Source organism: Rhizobium esperanzae, from assembly GCF_002204185.1.
Taxonomy (GTDB): domain Bacteria; phylum Pseudomonadota; class Alphaproteobacteria; order Rhizobiales; family Rhizobiaceae; genus Rhizobium; species Rhizobium esperanzae.
Window position 1 is genome coordinate 13,922 of record NZ_MXPU01000015.1, and the last position, 19,027, is coordinate 32,948.

At 62.1% G+C, this 19,027-nt stretch carries 17 protein-coding genes and 1 pseudogene; 8 read left to right on the plus strand and 10 right to left on the minus strand.

Annotation, left to right across the window (positions count from 1 at the left end; translation table 11 throughout):
- Nucleotide 1: 1 nt before the first annotated feature.
- From B5E41_RS21170 to B5E41_RS21200, 7 genes are all read left to right on the plus strand, one after another.
- Complete coding sequence (locus tag B5E41_RS21170; protein ID WP_088395922.1) at nucleotides 2-1,024, plus strand: ABC transporter substrate-binding protein; 1,023 nt, start codon at nucleotides 2-4, stop codon at nucleotides 1,022-1,024.
- 62 nt (nucleotides 1,025-1,086) lie between these two features.
- Nucleotides 1,087-1,914 carry an ABC transporter permease gene (locus B5E41_RS21175; RefSeq protein WP_064811235.1) on the plus strand — a complete coding sequence of 276 codons (828 nt, stop codon included), beginning with the start codon at nucleotides 1,087-1,089 and terminating at the stop codon, nucleotides 1,912-1,914.
- Entirely contained in the window at nucleotides 1,911-2,690 is a 780-nt protein-coding gene (locus B5E41_RS21180; protein WP_088395923.1) for an ABC transporter permease, read from the plus strand. Before B5E41_RS21175 ends, B5E41_RS21180 begins: the two co-directional genes overlap by 4 nt.
- Nucleotides 2,683-3,708 (plus strand): ABC transporter ATP-binding protein, encoded by a 1,026-nt coding sequence (locus B5E41_RS21185; RefSeq protein ID WP_088395924.1) that lies wholly within the window; start codon nucleotides 2,683-2,685, stop codon nucleotides 3,706-3,708. The genes B5E41_RS21180 and B5E41_RS21185 overlap by 8 nt, the downstream gene beginning before the upstream one ends.
- A 4-nt stretch (nucleotides 3,709-3,712) precedes the next feature.
- Nucleotides 3,713-4,633, plus strand: coding sequence for a nucleoside hydrolase (locus tag B5E41_RS21190; protein ID WP_088395925.1), 921 nt, complete (start codon nucleotides 3,713-3,715; stop codon nucleotides 4,631-4,633).
- Nucleotides 4,630-6,417, plus strand: a complete 1,788-nt coding sequence (locus tag B5E41_RS21195) for an adenine deaminase (protein ID WP_088395926.1) — start codon at nucleotides 4,630-4,632, stop codon at nucleotides 6,415-6,417. Before B5E41_RS21190 ends, B5E41_RS21195 begins: the two co-directional genes overlap by 4 nt.
- Before the next feature lie 158 nt (nucleotides 6,418-6,575).
- Nucleotides 6,576-6,767, plus strand: a complete 192-nt coding sequence (locus B5E41_RS21200) for a hypothetical protein (RefSeq protein WP_088395927.1) — start codon at nucleotides 6,576-6,578, stop codon at nucleotides 6,765-6,767.
- On the opposite strand, the gene B5E41_RS21205 is transcribed toward B5E41_RS21200, so the two are convergent.
- From B5E41_RS21205 to B5E41_RS21230, 6 genes are read right to left on the minus strand one after another with little or no spacing between them, the layout of a single operon-like run.
- Entirely contained in the window at nucleotides 6,746-8,308 is a 1,563-nt protein-coding gene (locus tag B5E41_RS21205; protein WP_088395928.1) for a hypothetical protein, read from the minus strand. The genes B5E41_RS21200 and B5E41_RS21205 overlap by 22 nt on opposite strands.
- 17 nt (nucleotides 8,309-8,325) lie before the next feature.
- Nucleotides 8,326-9,960, minus strand: a complete 1,635-nt coding sequence (locus tag B5E41_RS21210; RefSeq protein WP_088395929.1) for a hypothetical protein — start codon at nucleotides 9,958-9,960, stop codon at nucleotides 8,326-8,328.
- On the minus strand, nucleotides 9,957-10,706 hold the full coding sequence (locus B5E41_RS21215; protein WP_088395930.1) for an SDR family oxidoreductase: 750 nt from the start codon (nucleotides 10,704-10,706) through the stop codon (nucleotides 9,957-9,959). The genes B5E41_RS21210 and B5E41_RS21215 overlap by 4 nt, the downstream gene beginning before the upstream one ends.
- On the minus strand, nucleotides 10,703-12,025 hold the full coding sequence (locus B5E41_RS21220; RefSeq protein ID WP_088395931.1) for an FAD-binding protein: 1,323 nt from the start codon (nucleotides 12,023-12,025) through the stop codon (nucleotides 10,703-10,705). Before B5E41_RS21220 ends, B5E41_RS21215 begins: the two co-directional genes overlap by 4 nt.
- A gap of 7 nt (nucleotides 12,026-12,032) precedes the next feature.
- On the minus strand, nucleotides 12,033-12,464 hold the full coding sequence (locus tag B5E41_RS21225) for a GtrA family protein (protein WP_088395932.1): 432 nt from the start codon (nucleotides 12,462-12,464) through the stop codon (nucleotides 12,033-12,035).
- 9 nt (nucleotides 12,465-12,473) lie between these two features.
- Nucleotides 12,474-13,919: a UbiA family prenyltransferase gene (locus tag B5E41_RS21230; protein ID WP_425350135.1), complete on the minus strand. Its 1,446-nt coding sequence runs from the start codon at nucleotides 13,917-13,919 to the stop codon at nucleotides 12,474-12,476.
- Between the two features lie 461 nt (nucleotides 13,920-14,380).
- Between B5E41_RS21230 and B5E41_RS32330 the strand changes: the two are divergent.
- A pseudogene (locus B5E41_RS32330) lies at nucleotides 14,381-14,476 on the plus strand (SLC13 family permease); the annotation flags it as partial.
- Nucleotides 14,477-14,499: 23 nt separating this feature from the next.
- On the opposite strand, the gene B5E41_RS21235 reads toward B5E41_RS32330, so the two are convergent.
- The 4 genes from B5E41_RS21235 to B5E41_RS21250 all read right to left on the minus strand — a co-directional run bounded on the left by B5E41_RS21235 (nucleotide 14,500) and on the right by B5E41_RS21250 (nucleotide 18,931).
- On the minus strand, nucleotides 14,500-15,669 hold the full coding sequence (locus B5E41_RS21235; RefSeq protein WP_088395934.1) for a M20 aminoacylase family protein: 1,170 nt from the start codon (nucleotides 15,667-15,669) through the stop codon (nucleotides 14,500-14,502).
- 92 nt (nucleotides 15,670-15,761) lie between these two features.
- Nucleotides 15,762-17,267 carry a tripartite tricarboxylate transporter permease gene (locus B5E41_RS21240; protein ID WP_088395935.1) on the minus strand — a complete coding sequence of 502 codons (1,506 nt, stop codon included), beginning with the start codon at nucleotides 17,265-17,267 and terminating at the stop codon, nucleotides 15,762-15,764.
- 9 nt (nucleotides 17,268-17,276) lie between these two features.
- Nucleotides 17,277-17,738 carry a tripartite tricarboxylate transporter TctB family protein gene (locus B5E41_RS21245; protein WP_064811248.1) on the minus strand — a complete coding sequence of 154 codons (462 nt, stop codon included), beginning with the start codon at nucleotides 17,736-17,738 and terminating at the stop codon, nucleotides 17,277-17,279.
- Between the two features lie 209 nt (nucleotides 17,739-17,947).
- The gene (locus tag B5E41_RS21250; protein ID WP_011426658.1) at nucleotides 17,948-18,931 is read right to left on the minus strand and encodes a tripartite tricarboxylate transporter substrate-binding protein; all 984 of its coding nucleotides are present in this window, start codon (nucleotides 18,929-18,931) and stop codon (nucleotides 17,948-17,950) included.
- Nucleotides 18,932-19,027: the final 96 nt, after the last annotated feature.

Below are 19,027 nucleotides of genomic sequence, written 5' to 3' on the forward strand. Positions count from 1 at the left end.
GATGAAGAAAGCTCTCATGGCGTCGGCGGCGCTCGCCGCACTGTGGCCGTTTGCCGCCTCCGCAGCCGAACGGACGCTGACCATTTCCGTCTATGCCTTCGCGCAGGACGACTTCAAGACGCTGGTCTATGATCCGTTCGAAGCCCAATGCGGCTGCAAGGTGGTGGTCGAGACCGGCAACAGTGTCGAGCGGCTGGCCAAGATGGAGGCGAACAAGGCCAATCCCGTGGTCGATCTCGCCGCCGTTTCGATGGCGGACGCGCTTGCGGCATCGCGCGCCGGCCTGACCGACAAGATCGATACGACGAAACTTGCCAATTTCGACAAGCTTTACGACGTCGCCAAGGATCCCAACGGCGACGGCATGAGCGTCGGCTATACGTTCTATGCCACGTCGATCGCCTATCGTTCCGACAAGATGAAGATCGAGTCCTGGGCCGATCTTCTGAAGCCGGAATATGTCGGCCATGTCGCCTTCCCGAATGTCACCACCAATCAGGGCCCGCCGGCGCTCTATATGCTGGGCCTGTCGCTCGGCAAAGATACGCCTGATCTGCAAGGCCCGATCGCGGCGCTGGGCGAGAAGAAGGACGACATCGTCACCTTTTACGAAAAGTCCTCGCAGCTCGTGCAGCTCATGCAGCAGGAGGAAATCTGGGCAGCCCCCATCGGCCGTTTCTCTTGGGCCGGCTTCACCAAGCTCGACCTTCCCGTCGCCTGGGCAACGCCGAAGGAGGGACAGACCGGCGGCATGAACGTGCTGGTGTTGACCAAGGGTTCGAAAAACCAGGATCTCGCCATGCAGTTCATGGATTTCTGGCTTTCGACCGAGATCCAGACCAAGCTCGCCGAAAAGCTGATCGATAGCCCCGCCAATAGCGAGGTCAAGCTTTCCGAAGCTGCCGCCGGCAACCTCACCTATGGCGAGGAAACGGCCAAGAGCCTCAAGCTGATCCCTTCCGCCATCGCCCTCGACAACCGCGCCGGTTGGCTGAAGACCTGGAACGAGAAGGTCGGCCAGTAGAGCCCGCATGAACCCGCCCCGGCCGCTCGCCGGGGCCATCTCCTCTCCCGGAAAGGCACGTCATGTTCCAGAACCGCGCGGAAGCCCTGGCGCTTGCCCTGCCGGCAGCCGTCTTTGCGACAGTGGTCTTCCTGCTGCCCGTCGCAATCCTGCTGTCGGAGGGTTTTCGTGCCGGCGGCGCCTGGACGCTGTCGGCCTATACAGGCTTCCTTTCCGAGACGCTGAACCGCACCGTTTTCCTGCGCTCCTTCCGGCTCGCCATCGAGGTCACCGCCGTCTCGGCCGTCATCGGCTATGCCGCAGCCTTTGCCATCGTCAACCTGCCGGCGAACGGCAAAGGCCGCATGGTCGGCTTGGTCACCCTGCCGCTGATGATCTCGCCGGTGGCGCGCACCTATGCGTGGATCGTCATTCTCGGCCGCACCGGCATCGTCAACCAGGCAATAACGGGTCTCGGTTTCAGCGCCGAGCCGCTGCGCCTGCTCTTCACCGAAACCGCCGTCTTCATCGGCCTGCTGCAGCTCTTCCTGCCGCTGATGATCCTGTCGCTGATTAGCGCCCTCGAAAACATGCCGAAGGATGCGATCCCCGCCGCCCGTGTGCTTGGCGCCAACTGGTTCCAGGTCTTCTGGAAGGTCATCCTGCCGCTGACGCGTGAAGGGCTCGTCGTCGGCGGTACCCTCGTCTTCACCGGCTCATTGACGGCTTATATCACACCCGCCGTACTTGGCGGTTCCAAGGTGCTGATGCTCGAAACGCTGATGTACCAGCAGGTTTCCGTCGCCAATGATTTCGTCTCGGCAAGCGTCATCGCCTTCATTTTGATCGTCATGAGCTTTGCCGCCAATATCCTGCTGAAACGGCTAGCGACCGCGAGGAGCCGCAGATGAGCATTCGTCTCTTTTCGCCTGTCGTGCTCTTCCTGCTGCTCGTCTTCCTGATCGGTCCGTTCCTGATCATCATCGCCGCCTCGCTTTCCTCGGGCGACACGCTGGCCTTTCCGCCGCAGGGCCTGTCGCTGCGCTGGGTGATGAAGGTCTTCACCATCGAAAGCTTCCGCGACAGTTTCGCCATGTCGATGTTCCTTGCCGTCTTCGGAACGCTCGCAGCCCTCATCCTCGGCATCCCGGCTGCCTATGCCCTGTCGCGTTACCCGCTGCCCGCAGCAGAGACCGTCCGCACCATCGTCTCGCTGCCGATCATCGTTCCCGGCATCATCGTCGGCCTGGCATTGCTGCGTTATCTCGTCGTACCCTTTGGCTTCAACATCACGCTCGCGCTCTTCTTCGCCCATGCGGCCCTCGTGCTGCCTTATGCGGTGCGCGTCGTTTCGGCGAGCCTCGACAATCTGCGCTCGGATATTGAGGAGGCGGCCGTCCTGCTCGGCTCCTCCAGGCTCGGCGCCTTTTTCCGCGTGGTGATGCCGAATATCCGCGGCGGCATCCTGGCCGCCTTCATCCTCGGCTTCGTCACCAGTTTCAATCAGGTGCCAGTCTCGCTCTTCCTTTCCGGCCCGGGTGTCCGAACCCTGCCGATCGATATGCTGGGTTATATGGAAACCACCTACGATCCTTCCATCGCGGCGCTCTCCGCCCTTCTCGCTTTCCTCTCGATCGGCATCGTCTTCCTCGCCGAACGCTTCCTGGGATTCTCGCGCTATGTTTGATGCCTATCTCCAACTCGACAAGCTGACGCTTCGCTATGGTGATACGGTCGCCGTGAGGGATCTCGACCTTGCGATCGCCAAGGGCGAGCTGGTCGCTCTTCTCGGCCCCTCCGGCTGCGGCAAGACGACAACGATGCGCGCCATTGCCGGCCTGCTGAAGCCGGCTTCCGGCCGCATCGGTCTCGACGGCGCCGATATAACCCGCGTCTCCGCCAACAAACGCGCCGTCGGCCTCGTCTTCCAGTCCTACGCGCTTTTCCCGCATCTGACGGTCTACGAAAACGTCGCCTTCGGCCTTCGCCTCAAGGGCATTTCGGGCGCGGACCTCGATGCCCGCGTCGGCGCCGGCCTGAAATCCGTCGGCCTGACCAGCTTCGCTGGCCGAAAGCCCGCCGAACTCTCCGGCGGTCAGCAGCAGCGCGTCGCACTGGCGCGCTCCATGGTGATGGAGCCGAAGGTGCTGTTGCTCGACGAACCGCTCTCCAATCTCGATGCCCGGCTTCGTCTCGAAATGCGCGCGGAATTGCAGCGCGTGCAAAAAGAGACCGGTATCACCATGATCTTCGTCACCCACGACCAGGTCGAGGCCTTGGCGCTCGCCGACCGCATCGTCGTGATGCTGAACGGCGGCATCGAACAGATCGGCACGCCTGAGGAGATCTATAACAATCCCGCCTCCGCCTTCGTCGCCGATTTCGTCGGCTTCGAGAATGTCTTCGCCCTGAAGGACGGAAAACTCGTGACGCCGCACGGCCCGGCAGCACTCTCCGATCCGCCGCCGCAAGCTGCAGCCGGCCTGGCCTGGCGCCCGCGTACGGTGACTCTCGGCTCCGGTCCGTTCCAGGGTACGGTGCACGGCACGTCTTTCGCAGGCAATACACGCGAATACCTCCTCCAAACGCCGCTTGGGCCTATCAAGGCTGAAATCGACGCGAGCCTGCCGTCGCACGAGATCGGCAGTGCGCTCGCCTTCGATCTGCCGGTCGCCGGCGCGGCCAACCTCAAGCGCTTCGGGTGACATCATGGGTGTGTGGATCGATACGGACATGGGCTTCGACGACATCGCCGCCATTCTGGTGGTGGCGCAGTCGGAATATGCAATCGAGGGCGTCTCGCTGGTCTTCGGTAATGCGCCGCTGCCGCAGGTGCTGGCGAACGCCGCCGGCGCCGTCAGCGCCTTCGGCTGGGCGTTCCCCGTCCATACCGGTCGTGCAGCACCTGTTCTCGGCAAGCTCGAAACCGCCCAGGCGATCCTCGGCGAAACCGGCATCCCGACGTCAGGCAAGAGCCTGCCGAAAGCTCCTGCCCTTGCTGAGAGCGATGCCTTCACTGCGCTCTGCCGCTGGCTCGAAGGCGACGGACCCCACCGCATCCTGGCGCTTGGCCCACTCACCAATATCGCCGCCGTAGCGCTCGCCCGCCCCGATCTTGCCGCCCGCATCACCGACCTCGTCTGGATGGGCGGCGGCGTCACATCAGGCAACCACACGGCCTCTGCCGAGTTCAACGCACTCGCCGATCCCGAGGCGCTGGCAATCGTCATCGCCCATGACCTGCCGCTGCGCATGATCGATCTAGACCTCTGCCGCAAGGTGCTGGCGCGGCCCGAAGATGCCGAGCCGGTGCGCAATGCCGGCGGCAATAATGCCGAACTGATCGCCGACATGTTCGCCGGTTATATCAGCATCGGCACCAGCCGCGGCCGTCCCGGCATGGCGATCTACGATCCCTCGGCCGCCGTGGCCTTCGTCGCCCCCGATATCGTCACCTTCCGCCCCGCGCGCATCGACGTCGAACTGCAGGGCGCGCTCACCCGTGGCCGCACCGTCGTCGAGGTCCGCGCCACGCATGCGACCTTCAACGCCCAATTCGCCGCCGATATCGACGTCGGGAAGGCGCGTACCATCATTCTCGCCGCCCTGATCAATGAGGCCCGCAGATGAACGCCATCGCTCGTCAAGAACCTTTCGATCTCAACGATCCTGAATTGCGCGCCCGGGCCGTTGCCGCCGCCCGCGGCGATGCCCCATTCGATATGCTCCTCACCGGCGGCCGGCTGCTCGATGCGGTGACGGGTTTGATCCGAGAAGCCGACATCGGCCTCGTCGGCGCGCTCATCGCCAGCATCCATGCCCCGGCGAGCCGCACGGACGCGGTCGAAATTGTCGATGCGACCGGCGGCATCCTGACGCCGGGCCTGATCGACATGCACATGCATGTCGAAAGCTCGATGGTGACGCCGGCGGAATATGCAAGCGCCGTGCTGCCGCACGGCGTCACGACGGTCGTCTGGGATCCGCATGAATTCGGCAACGTCCACGGCCTCGACGGCGTACGCTGGGCGATCGAGGCGGCGCGCACCCTGCCTCTGCGCATGATCCTGCTTGCTCCCTCCTGTGTGCCATCGGCGCCGGGCCTGGAACTTGCCGGCGCTGATTTCGATGCCGCCGTCATCGCCGAAATGCTGCGTTCGCCTGCCGTCGGCGGCGTTGCCGAAGTCATGAACATGCGCGGCGTCATCGACGGCGATCCGCGCATGAGCGCCATCGTCAACTCAGGCCTTGCCTCCGGCAAGCTCGTCTGTGGTCATGCCCGCGGCCTCACCGGCGCGGACCTCAACGCCTTCATGGCAGCGGGCGTCACCTCGGACCACGAACTCACCTCCGGCGCCGATCTCGCCGCCAAGCTTTCCGCCGGCCTGACGATCGAGCTGCGCGGCTCTCACGATCATCTCTTGCGGGAATTCGTCGAGGTGCTGAACGGTCTCGGCCACCTACCCTCCACCGTTACGCTCTGCACCGACGACGTCTTTCCCGATGAACTCTACCAAAGCGGCGGCCTCGATGAGGTCGCCCGCCGCCTGGTGCGCTACGGCATGAAAGCGGAATGGGCACTGCGCGCCGCGACCTTCAACGCCGCTGAGCGGCTGAAGCGTTCCGATCTCGGCCTTGTCGCCTCCGGCCGCCGCGCCGATCTCGTTCTCTTCGAGGATCTCACGGAATTGCGGGCACGCCTCGTCATATCAGACGGCCGCATCGTCGCCCGCAACGGCAGCATGGAGGCGGCCATTCAATCGCTCGATACGGCGCCGCTCATCAACTCCATCAAGCTACCGCCGCTGTCGGAGAATGATTTCCGCGTCCCTGCGAAGGGCGCGCGCGTCCGCGTCGCCACCATCGACCGTCCGCGCTTCACGCAATGGGGCGAAGCCGAAACCGAGATCCGAGACGGCTTCGTCGTGCCGCCGGCCGGCAGCGCCATGATCGCCGTCGCCCACCGCCACGGAAAGGCCGGGGGCACCCCGCGCATCGGTTTTCTCACCGGCTGGGGCGAATGGCGCGGCGCCTTCTGCACCACCGTCTCGCACGATAGCCACAACCTCACCGTCTTCGGCAGTAATGTGCGCGACATGGCGCTCGCCGCCAACGCCGTCATAACCGCCGGCGGCGGCATGGCAGTCGCCAAGGACGGCGCAATCCAGGCGATCCTGCCGCTGCCGCTCTCCGGCTTGGTCACCGACACATCGCTGAAAGACACGGCTTCGGCCTTTTCCGATATCCGCAAGGCTATGGACAAAATCGTCGACTGGAAACCGCCCTACCGCGTCTTCAAGGCCTGCTTCGGTGCAACGCTGGCCTGCAATGCCGGTCCGCACCAGACGGACCGGGGGATTGCGGATGTGGCGACGGGGAAGGTGCTGGAAAGTCCTGTACTGGAGATTCTCTAGGCCGGGACGCATAGATCAAAGGCGAAGCCACGAGAGCCCCGCCAACCCTGTGCCAAGTCGTCGAGCCAGACTTGCATGGAAATGCAACCGCAACATCATTTACAGCACCATCAGGAAGCTGTCGTAAGGCGCGACGGTGGCGCCGGCCGGGCTGCCGCATGGGCATGGCTGACGGCAGCAGCACTGGTAACGCCCGTCCCGTCATACTCGGTTACTTCGGGGCTTCCCGCCTGAGCCAGCTGACGGCAGGATCCATTTACGCCTGGGCGCTCGTGCTCATGCTCATCGGCCTGATCACCGCGGAGCTGAAACAACGGACCGCACCGGCTCAGGAAGCCTTTCTGCGATAAATGCGCCAATCGGCGGTCTCCCGCACCAGCACATAGTGGCGGGCGATATAGTGGGCATAAAGGTCGCGCAGCCCGTTGCCCGTCCAGATCTCGATCGGCCATTTCGGATCGAGGACAAGATCAACGTCGGCGAACGTCGCTTCCGCGGCCGGATGATCATCCGGTCCAAGAGTTCGCCCCCAATGATACCACACGCTGTCGCCCACCGGCGGCGTCAGCCCCAGGCCGGCGGAGAAGGGATTGACGAAATCGAGAACCGCGACGCGCTCGTCAGCAGACATCAGTTGCGACAGGGCGACCGAAGCGTCAGCCAATGTCCTGTTGTATCCCTCGAAATATTCGTATTGGCCGGCGCTCCACATCTCAACGAGCCTGATCTCGGAAAACGCCGGCAGCGGGATCGGTTTGCCTCGGCCGCCGGCAGCGTAATAGGCATGAATTGCGAGCGATGCAGTGTTGCCGACGGCGGAGGGCAACAACAGGAACCCTAGGAGTAGCGGCAGAGCGAACCGCGCCTTCCCGTATCGGGAGAGCAGCTTGGCGCGAAAGAGGCTTTCCGTGATAATGGCGGCGCTTGCGCCCAGTGTCAGAATACCGACGGTCTGGAAATTCTGCCCGATCAAGAGGATTCCGGTTGTGCCGCAGAAGGCAACGAAGAGCAGATGCCGATAACTCGGCGTCAGGTCGAGAACGATGAGCGCGACCGTCAGATAGACAAGAAGGTCGGCGAGATTGTTCCGTACGAAGTGACCGAGGGCGGTCAACGTCAGAACGCCGCCGCTGTTTTTTGCTGAAAGGCGAAGGTCAGCAAGGTAGTTGAACCCGCCGCGCCAGATGATTTCAATCGTGATGATGCTGAAGGCGATCATGCCGAGCGCCAACGTCACCCAACCGATCTGGCGACGATCGAAAAGCATGAACAACAGGAAGGCAAGCCCTACGACGCCATAGGTGATCTTGGTGTAGAGCATCAGCAACACAAGGAGACTGGCGCATGCGGCGTCGACTGCCTTGCTGTTCCCGGCGGCCGGCAACCGAGGCAGATACATCACCAGCAGTAAGCCAAGCGACGCCCACCCAATCCGGTTGTAGAACATGGCAAAGGTCAGCTCCCCTATCCGCTCGCCCGGATTTGCGGGAGCCGCAGCTATCAGGAGCAGGAAGATCGCAAGCGGCAGTCCGAACGCCTTATGCATCCGGCTGCCCACGATTTCCGCGGCAATAACCGCGAGTAGGAGAACCACTATCGCCATTCCGGCCGGCATCGCACCGCCCATATTGCCCGACAAGCCATAGCCAGCAGCGGGAATGTAAAATGTCAGCGGCCCGAGCGGCGAATGGAAGTCGACATTCGGCACCTGGCCACGTGCGATGCGGTGAGCACCATCAAGGAAAACGAAGAGGTCGTTGACGTATTTGGTCGTCGCCGTTCGGCCAGGCAGAGCGAGAAGGCAAGCGAGAATGAAGCCCATGCCAAAGATGACAGCCTGCGACCAATTCAACCGTGAAGCCGGGCGCGATGCGTCGTTTCCCGCTTGCATCGACCTTTCCGTCTCAATCACTGCACCTCGCTTTGCGCCTTCGCCTGGCGCCACTGGTAGACCGTCCACTCCGATGTCTTCTGAACGATCACGAACCGGGCCGAAAGAAACGGACCGTACAGCGCCTGAAGCGGCAGGCTGTTGATTCCTGTTTTAGGCACCATGACGATCTTTACATCCGCAAAGAGCACTTCCGGTGGGATGTAGGCTCTCTCGTTGATATTACGGTTCCAGTGAAACCAGGCGGTGTCACCGGCAGGCGGGCGAATTCCGAGGCCGGCTGAAAACGGATTGACGAAATCAAGCACAAAAACGCGCTCCGGCGGTACGGGCAACGCCTGCAGCAGCGCTCCCCCGGTGACGATGTCGTCGAGATAGCGCCTTATGAAGTCCGGTTCACCGCCGGGCGGATCAATCTCGCGAACATCGTCAAAACGCGGCAGCCCGAGAGATTGCCCGGCTTTCTCAGCCGCAAGCGCTGTATGCAGAATGAGGGCTGCAGCGTGGTGTACGATCGGCGGCAACAGGAACAAGGTCGCGAGCAGCGAAAGAGCGCCGGCAGGAAGAGCCAAGCCAACCGCCCTTCTCCTTTCAGCGCCTTTCTGAAAACAGGCGGCTTTCTGCACCAGAGCGGCTGCGCCGCAGTAGAGCGTGATAATGCCCCAGCTGTGGGCGTTCTGATTGATGATCGCCAGGCCGGCGCCTGTGCAGAACCCGGAGAAGAGAAGATCTCGGAAGCTGCGGGTTTGCCAGATGGCGATCAAGGCGAAGGTCGCGAACACGACGAGGTCGGAAAGGTTCTCACGCAGGTTCTTCAGGATGCTGGCGACATCATGGCCGCCGCTGACACGCGCCGCCGCCCGCAGATCCTCTATATGCTGAGCGGTTCCGCGCCAGAAGAACTCGATGGCGATCATGGCCAGCCCCGTCAGCAGCAGGGCGGTCACGGCCCAGCGGCGCTGCTGCCGATCCAAGAGCATGACGACGAGAAAGGCGGTTCCGGCGAGCCCGTAGGTCGCCTTGGTATAGAACGAGACGAGCAGAAGAAAGACGGCGGCAAGGGCATCGGCGGCATCGCTTCGCCCGCGCGCGGGCTGCGGCGTCAGATACATCACCAGCAGCAGGCCGAGCGCGACCCAACCGATGCGGTTATAAAACATCGCGAAGGAAGGATACCAGATGGAACTGCCGAGATTGATCGGCGCCGCGAGGATGAGAATGAGGAATATGCCGAGCGCGGCCGCCAATGACGGGCTGAGGCGGGACACGAGGATGCGGATCATCGCCGGGATGAAGGCGACGATAACGATAGCCATTCCGACCGGTATGGCAGCGCCGAAATTCCCCGTCAGGTGGTATCCAGCCGCCGGGAGATAAAAGACGAGTGGCCCGAGCGCCGTGTGGAAATCGCGGTTCGGCACCTGACCGAACGTGATGCGGTGCGCACCGTCGATAAAGACCAGCACGTCATTGATAAAGGCGGCGTTGATGGTCCTTCCGGGCAAGGCAAGCATGGCCGCACAGGCCAATGCCGTTAGAATGATCGCGCCTTCTGCCGACAGCAACCGCCGTATCCTCGCCGCCGGTCGCTTGCTGGCACCTGCTCCCGTTCCGATGGTCGCATAGGCGGCGTGATTGCCCGGTTCCGTCATAGCCGCAACCTCTTGAAGATCGGCTCCGGGATTGACCGGATCACCGTCATCAGCGGTCGCCATATTCGTCTGACGTAGACGACGTCCCCGCCTCTGCTGTCCTCGGCGACAGTAAAGATCTTTTGCGCGACCTCCCGAGGTTCGGCGGTGAGAAGCGGCGGGAGTTTCATCCCATGCGTCATGCGTGTCCGAACGAAACCGGGCTTCACGGTGAGCACGCGCACCCCGGACCCCGACAGCCTATTCCTCAAGCCGGACAAGAATGCAGTCAGCCCGGCTTTGGCGGCGCCATAGACATAGTTGGACGCGCGTCCACGATCGCCGGCGACGGAGCTTATGCCGACGATGGTACCTGATCCTCTCGCCGCAAAACGTTCCGCCAGCAGACCGAGAAGCAAAGCTGGTCCTTCGAAGTTTGTCCGCATGATCATAGTGGCGTGCTCGAGTTCCCGTTCGGCGCGAGACTGCTCGCCCAGTTCGCCAACGACACAGACCACCGTGTCAGGCAGAGGCGAAACGACGCCCAGGAAATCTTCGAAGCGGCTTGTAGCGAGGATATCGAGTTCGTGAACCAGGACCTCAGCGCCGGTCCGCGCGCTGATGTCGTCGGCTTCGCGTTGTACGGCGGAGCGCTTTCGTCCGGTGAGAAGTACGTTCCATCCCGCCTCGGCATAGATCAGCGCCGTAGCGCGACCAATATCCGACGTCCCGCCTATCAGGAGCAGTGTGTTGCCGATCCCCGTCATATGCCGAGCCTCTTTGCCAAGCGGGAACTAAAGTGACGATCGGCGCCCGTTACTTTGCGTAGCTCTTTGAAGGCAGCCAACCGGGGGTAACCGGCTTCGAATGTGTGACGTGACTGTCGTGCATCCTTGGCGAGATAGAGCCGCCCCCCTGCCTTGACAACCAGCTCGTCGATTTCGTCGAGCAGCCGGAACACCTCCTGCGTGACGGGAAGGTCGAGTGCGAGCGTGTAGCCCGGCGCGGGAAAGGACAGCAGCCCGCTTCCGCCCCCCAGCTTCTTCAGAACGGCAAGAAAGGAGCCTTTTCCCGAGCGCGCAAAGCGCTCGAGAATGCCGCTCAGGACTGGAAGCGCGTCCTCGGCTGGAACCACACACTGATGCTGCAGGAAGCCCCGCCTGCCATAAAGCCGGTTCCATTCAAGGATACCGTCCAGTGGAAAGAAGTATTTATCCCAGTGGACCAGCGACGTCTTGGCCGCCTTTCGCGCTCCCGCTCTGAAATAAAGCTCGTTGAAGGCTGCAACGCCTCTTTTGCTGAGCACCCATTGCGGCAGATCGAATGGCAGTGAAAACCTCCCCGCGTTTTTCTCTGCAAAACGATCGGCATCCGGCATGCCGCCGACCTGGTCCAGCGTCGCGTGTTCGCCGGCGAAAATCAGCGAGCGTCCAAGGGAAGCGCCTTGCGAAAGGCAATCGATCCAGGCGACCGAATAAGTGACATCCTCGGTCTGCTGCAGCGCCTTCAACGCCTCGCCAAGGTTTTCCGTGACGATCGTCTTTTGCGCGATCCAGCCGGATTCGATCGGTTTCAAGCGGAAGGTCGCTTCCGCGATGATCCCGGTCATGCCCATGCCACCGACCGTCGCGAAGAAAAGCTCGGGATTGCGCCTGCGGCTACAGGTGAGGATCTCTCCGCCGGCGACTGCCAGCTTGAGCTCGCTGACATGATCCCCGAACCCGCCGTCGCGATGATGGTTCTTGCCGTGCACGTCAGAGGCGATCATGCCGCCGACCGTGACGAATTTGGTGCCCGGTACCACAGGCGGAAAATAGCCTCTCGGGACAAACGAGCGCAGAATGTCCGAGAGCATTACGCCCCCTTCCACGGTCAGCGTCGCATTGGTGGGATCGAAGCTCCGCATCCGGCTCAAACCACGGCACATCAAGGTAGAGTGTTCGCCGATCGCCGCGTCACCATATGAGCGCCCATTTCCGCGCCCGATCAATCCCACGCGATCGGCCACGATGCCTGCAAGCGCTTGCGGCAGCTGGCAGTCGATTGCCTGGCTCTCATGGCGCGGATACCGTCCCCAGCCTTCCATGAGTTTGTTACGCCTCCTCTGGTTTGAAGACGAATTTCCGGTCCATTGCGTATTTGGAGATGTAGCCGATCGCCAATCCGAGCGCTCCGCCGGTGTATTTTGCGAGCTCCGTCTTCCAGACCGTCCAAAAAGCAATTTCGAACCCCCAGAATATGAGCGTCGTCAGGATACTGAACAGGCCGTAAAGCGCCACCTTGAGCATCTCGTCGCCATATGACGTGTAGCCGTCGAAGAAGATCCATCTTTTGTCGAGGACGTATTTCAAGCCGAAGCCGGCAGCGGTCCCTGCGAGCATCGATGGCACGAGGCTCGGCGATGGCGCCAGCTGCATGACAGCAGCCTGGACTGCGAAGTTGGCGGCGGTGGAGAGCATGGCGAAGGCGAGGTAGCGGGTTGCGAGGCCCGCCGAAGTGCTTCGCTCTGAGGACTGACGACCCATTCGGCCACCTCACATTGCGGCAATGACAAGTACGCCGGCGACGCCGAGCGTGACGATGCTGACCTTGTCCTTGATCGCGAAGACCACTGGATCGTCATGCATCTGCCCCCGGTGGGCGAGCATAAGGATGCGGGCAATCCAGCAGGCAAGAATTGGTCCGGCCAACCACAGCATCGCTGGCCGGGTGTAGATGTCTTGGGCACTGTCGCTTGCGGCATAGAGGGCAAATAACGTCAGCGCGTTCATTCCCGCTCCGGCCGCCAGGGCGCCCACCATACCGATATCCGCCTTCCTGTAGTCGCGGCTCTTGGAATCCGGCAGGTGCGCGGCGCGGCGTGAAATGAGCTCGGTGTATCGCTTCACCAAAGCGAGCGAGAGGAACCAGCTCATCATGAAGGCAAGCAGCCAGGGCGATGGCCACACCGAGACGGCGGCAGCGCCGCCGATCACCCGCGTGGTGTAAAGAGAGGCGAGAGCCACCACGTCCAGGATCATCTTCCGCTTGAGGAAGAATGAGTAGGCGGTGGTCAGGGCGAAATATCCCGCGAGTACGAGCACGAAGACGGGTGACACCACGGCGGCCACCGTAAACGACAGAAAAAGCAGGATCGGGATTGCCAGCAGAGCGTGCGACAGCGGGATCTCGCCACAGGCAAGGGGTCTGCGGCATTTGGTTTTATGGCGGCGGTCGTCCTGCAGATCGACCAGGTCGTTCAGGAGATAAACGCCCGAGGCACAAAGCGAAAAAGCCACCAAAGCCAGGCCGGCATTCGCAAGGCTATGGAGGTCAAAGAGTTGATTTGTCAGTAACGGGATAAAGACCAACCCGTTCTTGACGTATTGATGCACTCGCAACGAGCGCGTCCAAATCCGCCATGTCGGTCTGTCGTGGCTAAGATGCTCGACGTTGTCGCATTGGCGCGAAAGCTCTCGCGCAACTGCCGCCGATGTCCTTATCGCATAAGATTTTGCGGCGTGGCGCCAGACTGGCAAGTCGGCCGGGTCATTGCCGATATAGTCGAAACCACCCTCTCCGAAGGCGGCGACGAGCTCTGCCGCCTTCACCTCGGCGACACAGTTCATCGTCTCGTTCGTTGCAAACCAGCCGGTGAAGAGGCCGAGGTGGTCGGCAATCGCGCAAACCAGGCGTTCGTGGGTTGCAGAAGCGAGATAAACCGAACGCCCCTCCTCCCGTGCGGCCTTGATGACGTTCAGCACTTCCGCGTCATAAGGAAGGATAGCCGGATCGAAATCCGCTGGTTGAGAAAGGCGGTGCTTCAGACACGCTTTTCCGGCGAACAGCGACCTGATGAAATCGACGATCGAATGGGGCCGGCGGCTAAGCTCAGAGAAGATCGTCTCGATCAGCAGGTCCGATCGCACCAGGGTGCCGTCAAGATCAACCACCAACGGGCGGGGCGGCAGCGGTTTTTGGAGGTCCGGTGGACTGTCCACCGGCAATGCCGCGGGCTCAGCTCCAGGCCACTCGTCCTCGTCGGCTCTCGGCAAAAAATCTCTTCGCAGCTGGAATTCGTGATGCAGCTCGTTCAAAGGATTTCCCTTATGCTTTGAAACCGTGAAAGCCCGCCGAACCACGGCTAAGCGATTTGGTTCCATCACCCAAATGGGTGATCTGCACCGCAGGTTGAGTTTATCGGCGCAGATTAGGAATCTCTCCCGGAAAACTTGCGGCCTCGCCAACTGAATCATCGAATGTCGTGTTCGCGTCCGGGCAAATTTCGAGCTTTGTACAAAACTAAATGACGCGCCGAAGGCGGAGCAAACCGACGATACGCCGGTTCGAGGACCGTAAAAATTGGTGTGGAATGCGTATTGTGATGAATCTGGCTCTGCTTTTCGGGGCGTTGACATTGACATGTTAGATGCTGGGAGGAGCTGCCTCGCGCCGGTTCCGGGCTTTCTTCGCAGCCGCGCTGGGTATGGTCGTTTTTCGAGCGGTGCAACTCGCGGCTGTCTATCAATCGGTTGATGGACCTATTCCGGTGATGCTCGAAAACGGAGCGATGGACACCGCTTAAACCTTCAACTCCCCCTCCACCAACGCTACCCAGTAAGCCGCCCCGTATCCAAGCGCCTCATCGTTGAAATCATAAGCCGTGTTGTGATGCAGCGCCCCATCAACCGCCGGCCCGTTGCCCAGCCAGACATAACAACCCGGCGCATTCTCAGCCAAGAAGGCAAAGTCATCTCCGGCCGTCGATGGCGGAAAACTCCTCCGTACTTTTTCACCAAAGACGGCGCCGGCGGCGGCCAGCGCCCGTGATGCCGCATCCGCATCATTGACGACAGGCGGTATCCGCCGCTCAAAACGATAGTCGGCTGATACGCCGTGCATCGCAGCCGTCCCACTCGCCAATCGACCGATTTCGGTTTCCAGCTGGTCGCGCACCCCAGGCGAATAGGCCCGTGCCGTGCCGCCGATCTCGACGATATCGGGAATGACGTTCAACGCCTTGGCATCGCCCGCCTGCAGGAAGCAGGCGCTGACGACCGCCGGTTGCAGCGGGTCGACAACGCGGCCAACGATCGTTTGCAGCGATGACAGGAAAGTACCGGCTGCCGTGATCGGATCACGGCCGAGGTGCGGCTTGGCGCCGTGCGTGCCGACGCCGCGAAAGGTGATGCGCCAGCTGTCGGAGGAGGCGAGCTGTGGCCCCTCGACCACGGCAATCTCGTCGACAGCAAGCCCCGGCATATTGTGCAGGCCATAAACGGAATCGCAGGGGAAAAGCCGGAAGAGCCCTTCCTCGACCATGCGCTTCGCGCCGCCGCGGCCCTCTTCGGCCGGCTGGAAGATGAAATGCACGGTGCCGGAAAAATTCCGCGTCGCCGCCAGGTGCCGCGCGGCGCCGATCAACATTGCCGTATGGCCATCATGGCCGCAGGCATGCATCTTTCCCGGCACTGTCGATTTATAGGGCCGCCCCGCCATTTCAGGCATCGCGAGCGCATCCATATCAGCCCTCAGCCCGATCCTGCGCGTGCCATTGCCGACCTGCAGCGTGCCGACCACGCCGGTGCCGGCAAGCCCGCGATGCACGGCGATGCCGGCCTCCTCGAGAAGCTTTGCGGCGATACCGGCGGTGCGCTCCTCCTCGAAACCGAGTTCCGGATGGGCGTGCAGATCGCGGCGCAAGGCGGTGAGGAACAGCAGATCGTCCTTGATCCGGGCAGGAATGCTCATGGGCCTGGATATCCCTCCATGTGAAACGGGCGCCCGAACGGCGCCCGCGTCAGATCATTCGTTGTCCATCAAACAACTCGCGAGTTCAACCCTCAAGCTTCTTCGACGAACACCTCCTCGCGCTTCCTCCTGACGCTCGGCAGGAAGACCACGATCAGTACGGCGACCGCGATTGCCAGAAGCGTGGCGCTGATCGGCCGCGTGATGAAGGTGCTGGGGTCACCGCGCGACAGGATCATGGCGCGTCTGAGATTCTCTTCCAGCAACGGCCCGAGCACGAAGCCGAGCAGCAGCGGCGCCGGCTCGCAGCGGAGCTTGGCCAGCACGTACCCGATGAGACCGAAGAAGGCGACGGCATAGAGGTCGTAGACGTTGGAATTGACGCTGTAGACCCCGATCGAGCAGAAGGCCATGATGATGGGGAAGAGCACGTAATAAGGCACCGTCAACAGCTTCACCCAGAGTCCGATCAGCGGCAGGTTGAGGATGACGAGCATCAGATTGCCGATCCACATCGAGGCGATGATGCCCCAGAACAGCGCCGGCTGCTCGGTGGCGACGTTCGGGCCCGGCACGATGCCCTGGATGATCATCGCACCGATCATCAGCGCCATCACCGGATTGGCCGGAATACCGAGCGTCAGCAGCGGAATGAACGAGGTCTGCGCTCCGGCATTATTGGCCGATTCCGGCCCTGCGACGCCGGCGACCGCGCCTTGGCCGAATTCCTTCGGCGTCTTCGACAAGCGCTTTTCCACCGTATAGGAGGCGAAGGAAGCGAGGATCGCCCCGCCACCGGGCAGGATGCCAAGCGCCGAACCGATCGCGGTGCCGCGGATGATGGGCGCGATCATCTCCTTGAATTCCTGGCGCGAAGGCAAGAGACCCGATACCTTGGCCATCAGCACCGTGCGTGTCGACTCTCCCTCGAGATTGCGCAGGATTTCAGCGACGCCGAAGACGCCGACGGCGAGCGCCACGAAATTCAGCCCGTCGGCATATTCGCGGATGCCGAGCGTGAAACGCGGCGTGCCGGTATAGATGTCGGTGCCGACGAGGCCGAGCAGCAGCCCGAGCGCCACCATCGCTAGCGCCTTGACGACTGAGCCGTGCGCCAGCGCGATCGAGGAAACGAGGCCGACGATCATCAGCGAGAAATATTCAGCCGATCCGAATTGCAGCGCGATGTCGGTCAGCGGCGGCGCGAAGACCGCAACGAGAAAGGTCGAGACCGTACCGGCGAAGAAGGAGCCGAGGGCCGCGATCGCCAGCGCCGCCCCCGCCCTGCCCTTGCGCGCCATCTGATAGCCGTCGATCGCGGTGACGGCAGAGGAGGATTCGCCCGGCATGTTGATGAGGATCGCCGTTGTCGAGCCGCCATATTGCGCACCGTAATAGATGCCGGCGAGCATGATGAGTGAGGAGACCGGCTCGAGCTGGAAGGTGATCGGCAAGAGCATGGCGATCGTCGCCGTGGCGCCGATGCCGGGCAGCACGCCGATCAGCGTGCCGAGCAGCACGCCGATCAGGCAGAAGAGAAGATTGTCGAACGTTGCCGCCGTGGCAAAGCCGAGCGCGAGATTGCTGAAAAGATCCATCGTCGCCTCCTAGAACCGGACCCAGGGGCCGAAGCGTTCGAACGGCAGTCCGAGCCCATAGCTGAAGACCGCGACCGAAAAGATCGTCAGCAGCAGCGACAGGATGACCGCGAACACCAGGTTCATCTTGCGCGACGCAAAGCAGGCGATGAAGGCTGTGAAGAACAGCGCCGGCGCAAATCCAAGCCCGCGCACCGTCAATCCGAAGAAGACGGGAGCCGGCAGAATGAAGAGCATGCCGCGCCAGGCGAAGGGATCGACCGGCTCCCCCTCTACACGCAGCGCCTGAATGAAGATGATCGCGCCGAGAAGTATCAGCGCGCACGCAAGGATGAACGGGAAATAGCCGGGACCCATGCGCAATGCCGTACCCAGGTCGAGCCCGACCGACTGATAGGCAAAGAAAGCGCCGGTCGCGACGAACAGCGCGCCGCAGATCGCATTGGTACTATCGAAACTGATGGATTTCATGGTGTCTCCCGGAGTTGGAGATGGTTGATGTCGTACCGTGGCGCGCCCTCATCCGCCCTGCCGGGCACCTTCTCCCCCAGGGGAGAAGAAGACTCGCGGCACGCTCTTCCCGTCTTTCGACAGCCACGACATTGCGGCGGATGCAGCCTACACATGCGACGTCCACCTCTTCCCAGCGGGGAGAGAGGGCTACTGGCACCCCCTCACGACTAGTCCGCATATTCCCCGGCAGCCTCGATCACCGGCTTCCAGCGGGCAATCTCGCTTTCGAGCTTGGCCTTCAAAGCAGCAGGCGTCGCATCTGCATCGGAAGACGGCGCTGTGCCGAGTTCGGCGAAGCGAGCGCCGACATTCGGATCCTTCAGCGCCAGCTGCAGCGACTTCGACAGGCGTTCGTTGATCGCGGCCGGCGTACCCTTCGGCGTGTAGATGCCATGCCAGATACCGACTTCGAAGCCCGGCAGGCCGGCTTCGACAGCCGTCGGTACGTCCTTCAGCACGTCGAGGCGCTTCGGTGAGGTCACCGCATAGGCCTTGATCGTGCCGCCCTTAATCTGCTTCGTGGTGTTGGTGGTCTGGTCGCACATGATATCAACCTGGCCGCCGAGCAGATCCGTCATCGCCGGGCCAGTTCCTTTATAAGGAACGGTCGTGAGCGGCGTCTGGATAGCGCTCATGAACATCATGCCGCAGAGATGCGAAGCCGCACCGATGCCGGCATTGGCGACGGTCACCTTGTCCTTGTTGGCCTTGACATAATCGATCAGTCCCTTGAGATCGGTCGGCTCGAAATCCTTGCGCGCGACGATCGTCATCGGCACCTCGGTGACGAGGCCGACATATTCGAAGGCGCCGAGCGTGTCATAGGCGAGCTTGCGATAGAGGGTGGCGCTTGTCGCCATGCCGATATGGTGCAGCAGGACCGTGTAGCCATCGGGATCGGCATTCGCCACACGGCCGGCGCCGAGCGTGCCGCCGGCGCCGCCGACATTTTCGACCACGATCTGCTGACCGAGATCCTTCGACATGGATTCAGCCACCAGGCGTGCGACGGTATCGGTCGGGCCGCCCGCCGCAAAGGGGACGACCATGGTGATGGTGCGCTCAGGATAGGTCTGCGCGGAAGCGACACCGGCTAGAAGAGAAACCGCGGCAGCCGCGGTCAGGCCGAGCACGGCCTTCAGGATTTTCATCGTTTCCTCCCTGATGAAACAGCAAGCCCGCCGACACATCCTCCGCGCCGGCGATCACCTATTTGCCGCCGGCAGAAATCGAGCCGCAATCATTAC

Coding starts and splice junctions, on each gene's coding strand:
- B5E41_RS21210 (WP_088395929.1), bottom strand. CDS start 9,960: ATGACGGAACCGGGCAATCACGCCGCCTATGCGACCATCGGAACGGGA.
- B5E41_RS21225 (WP_088395932.1), bottom strand. CDS start 12,464: ATGGGTCGTCAGTCCTCAGAGCGAAGCACTTCGGCGGGCCTCGCAACC.
- B5E41_RS21195 (WP_088395926.1), top strand. CDS start 4,630: ATGAACGCCATCGCTCGTCAAGAACCTTTCGATCTCAACGATCCTGAA.
- B5E41_RS21250 (WP_011426658.1), bottom strand. CDS start 18,931: ATGAAAATCCTGAAGGCCGTGCTCGGCCTGACCGCGGCTGCCGCGGTT.
- B5E41_RS21175 (WP_064811235.1), top strand. CDS start 1,087: ATGTTCCAGAACCGCGCGGAAGCCCTGGCGCTTGCCCTGCCGGCAGCC.
- B5E41_RS21245 (WP_064811248.1), bottom strand. CDS start 17,738: ATGAAATCCATCAGTTTCGATAGTACCAATGCGATCTGCGGCGCGCTG.
- B5E41_RS21190 (WP_088395925.1), top strand. CDS start 3,713: ATGGGTGTGTGGATCGATACGGACATGGGCTTCGACGACATCGCCGCC.
- B5E41_RS21215 (WP_088395930.1), bottom strand. CDS start 10,706: ATGACGGGGATCGGCAACACACTGCTCCTGATAGGCGGGACGTCGGAT.
- B5E41_RS21205 (WP_088395928.1), bottom strand. CDS start 8,308: ATGCAAGCGGGAAACGACGCATCGCGCCCGGCTTCACGGTTGAATTGG.
- B5E41_RS21200 (WP_088395927.1), top strand. CDS start 6,576: ATGGGCATGGCTGACGGCAGCAGCACTGGTAACGCCCGTCCCGTCATA.
- B5E41_RS21180 (WP_088395923.1), top strand. CDS start 1,911: ATGAGCATTCGTCTCTTTTCGCCTGTCGTGCTCTTCCTGCTGCTCGTC.
- B5E41_RS21240 (WP_088395935.1), bottom strand. CDS start 17,267: ATGGATCTTTTCAGCAATCTCGCGCTCGGCTTTGCCACGGCGGCAACG.
- B5E41_RS21220 (WP_088395931.1), bottom strand. CDS start 12,025: ATGGAAGGCTGGGGACGGTATCCGCGCCATGAGAGCCAGGCAATCGAC.
- B5E41_RS21185 (WP_088395924.1), top strand. CDS start 2,683: ATGTTTGATGCCTATCTCCAACTCGACAAGCTGACGCTTCGCTATGGT.
- B5E41_RS21170 (WP_088395922.1), top strand. CDS start 2: ATGAAGAAAGCTCTCATGGCGTCGGCGGCGCTCGCCGCACTGTGGCCG.
- B5E41_RS21235 (WP_088395934.1), bottom strand. CDS start 15,669: ATGAGCATTCCTGCCCGGATCAAGGACGATCTGCTGTTCCTCACCGCC.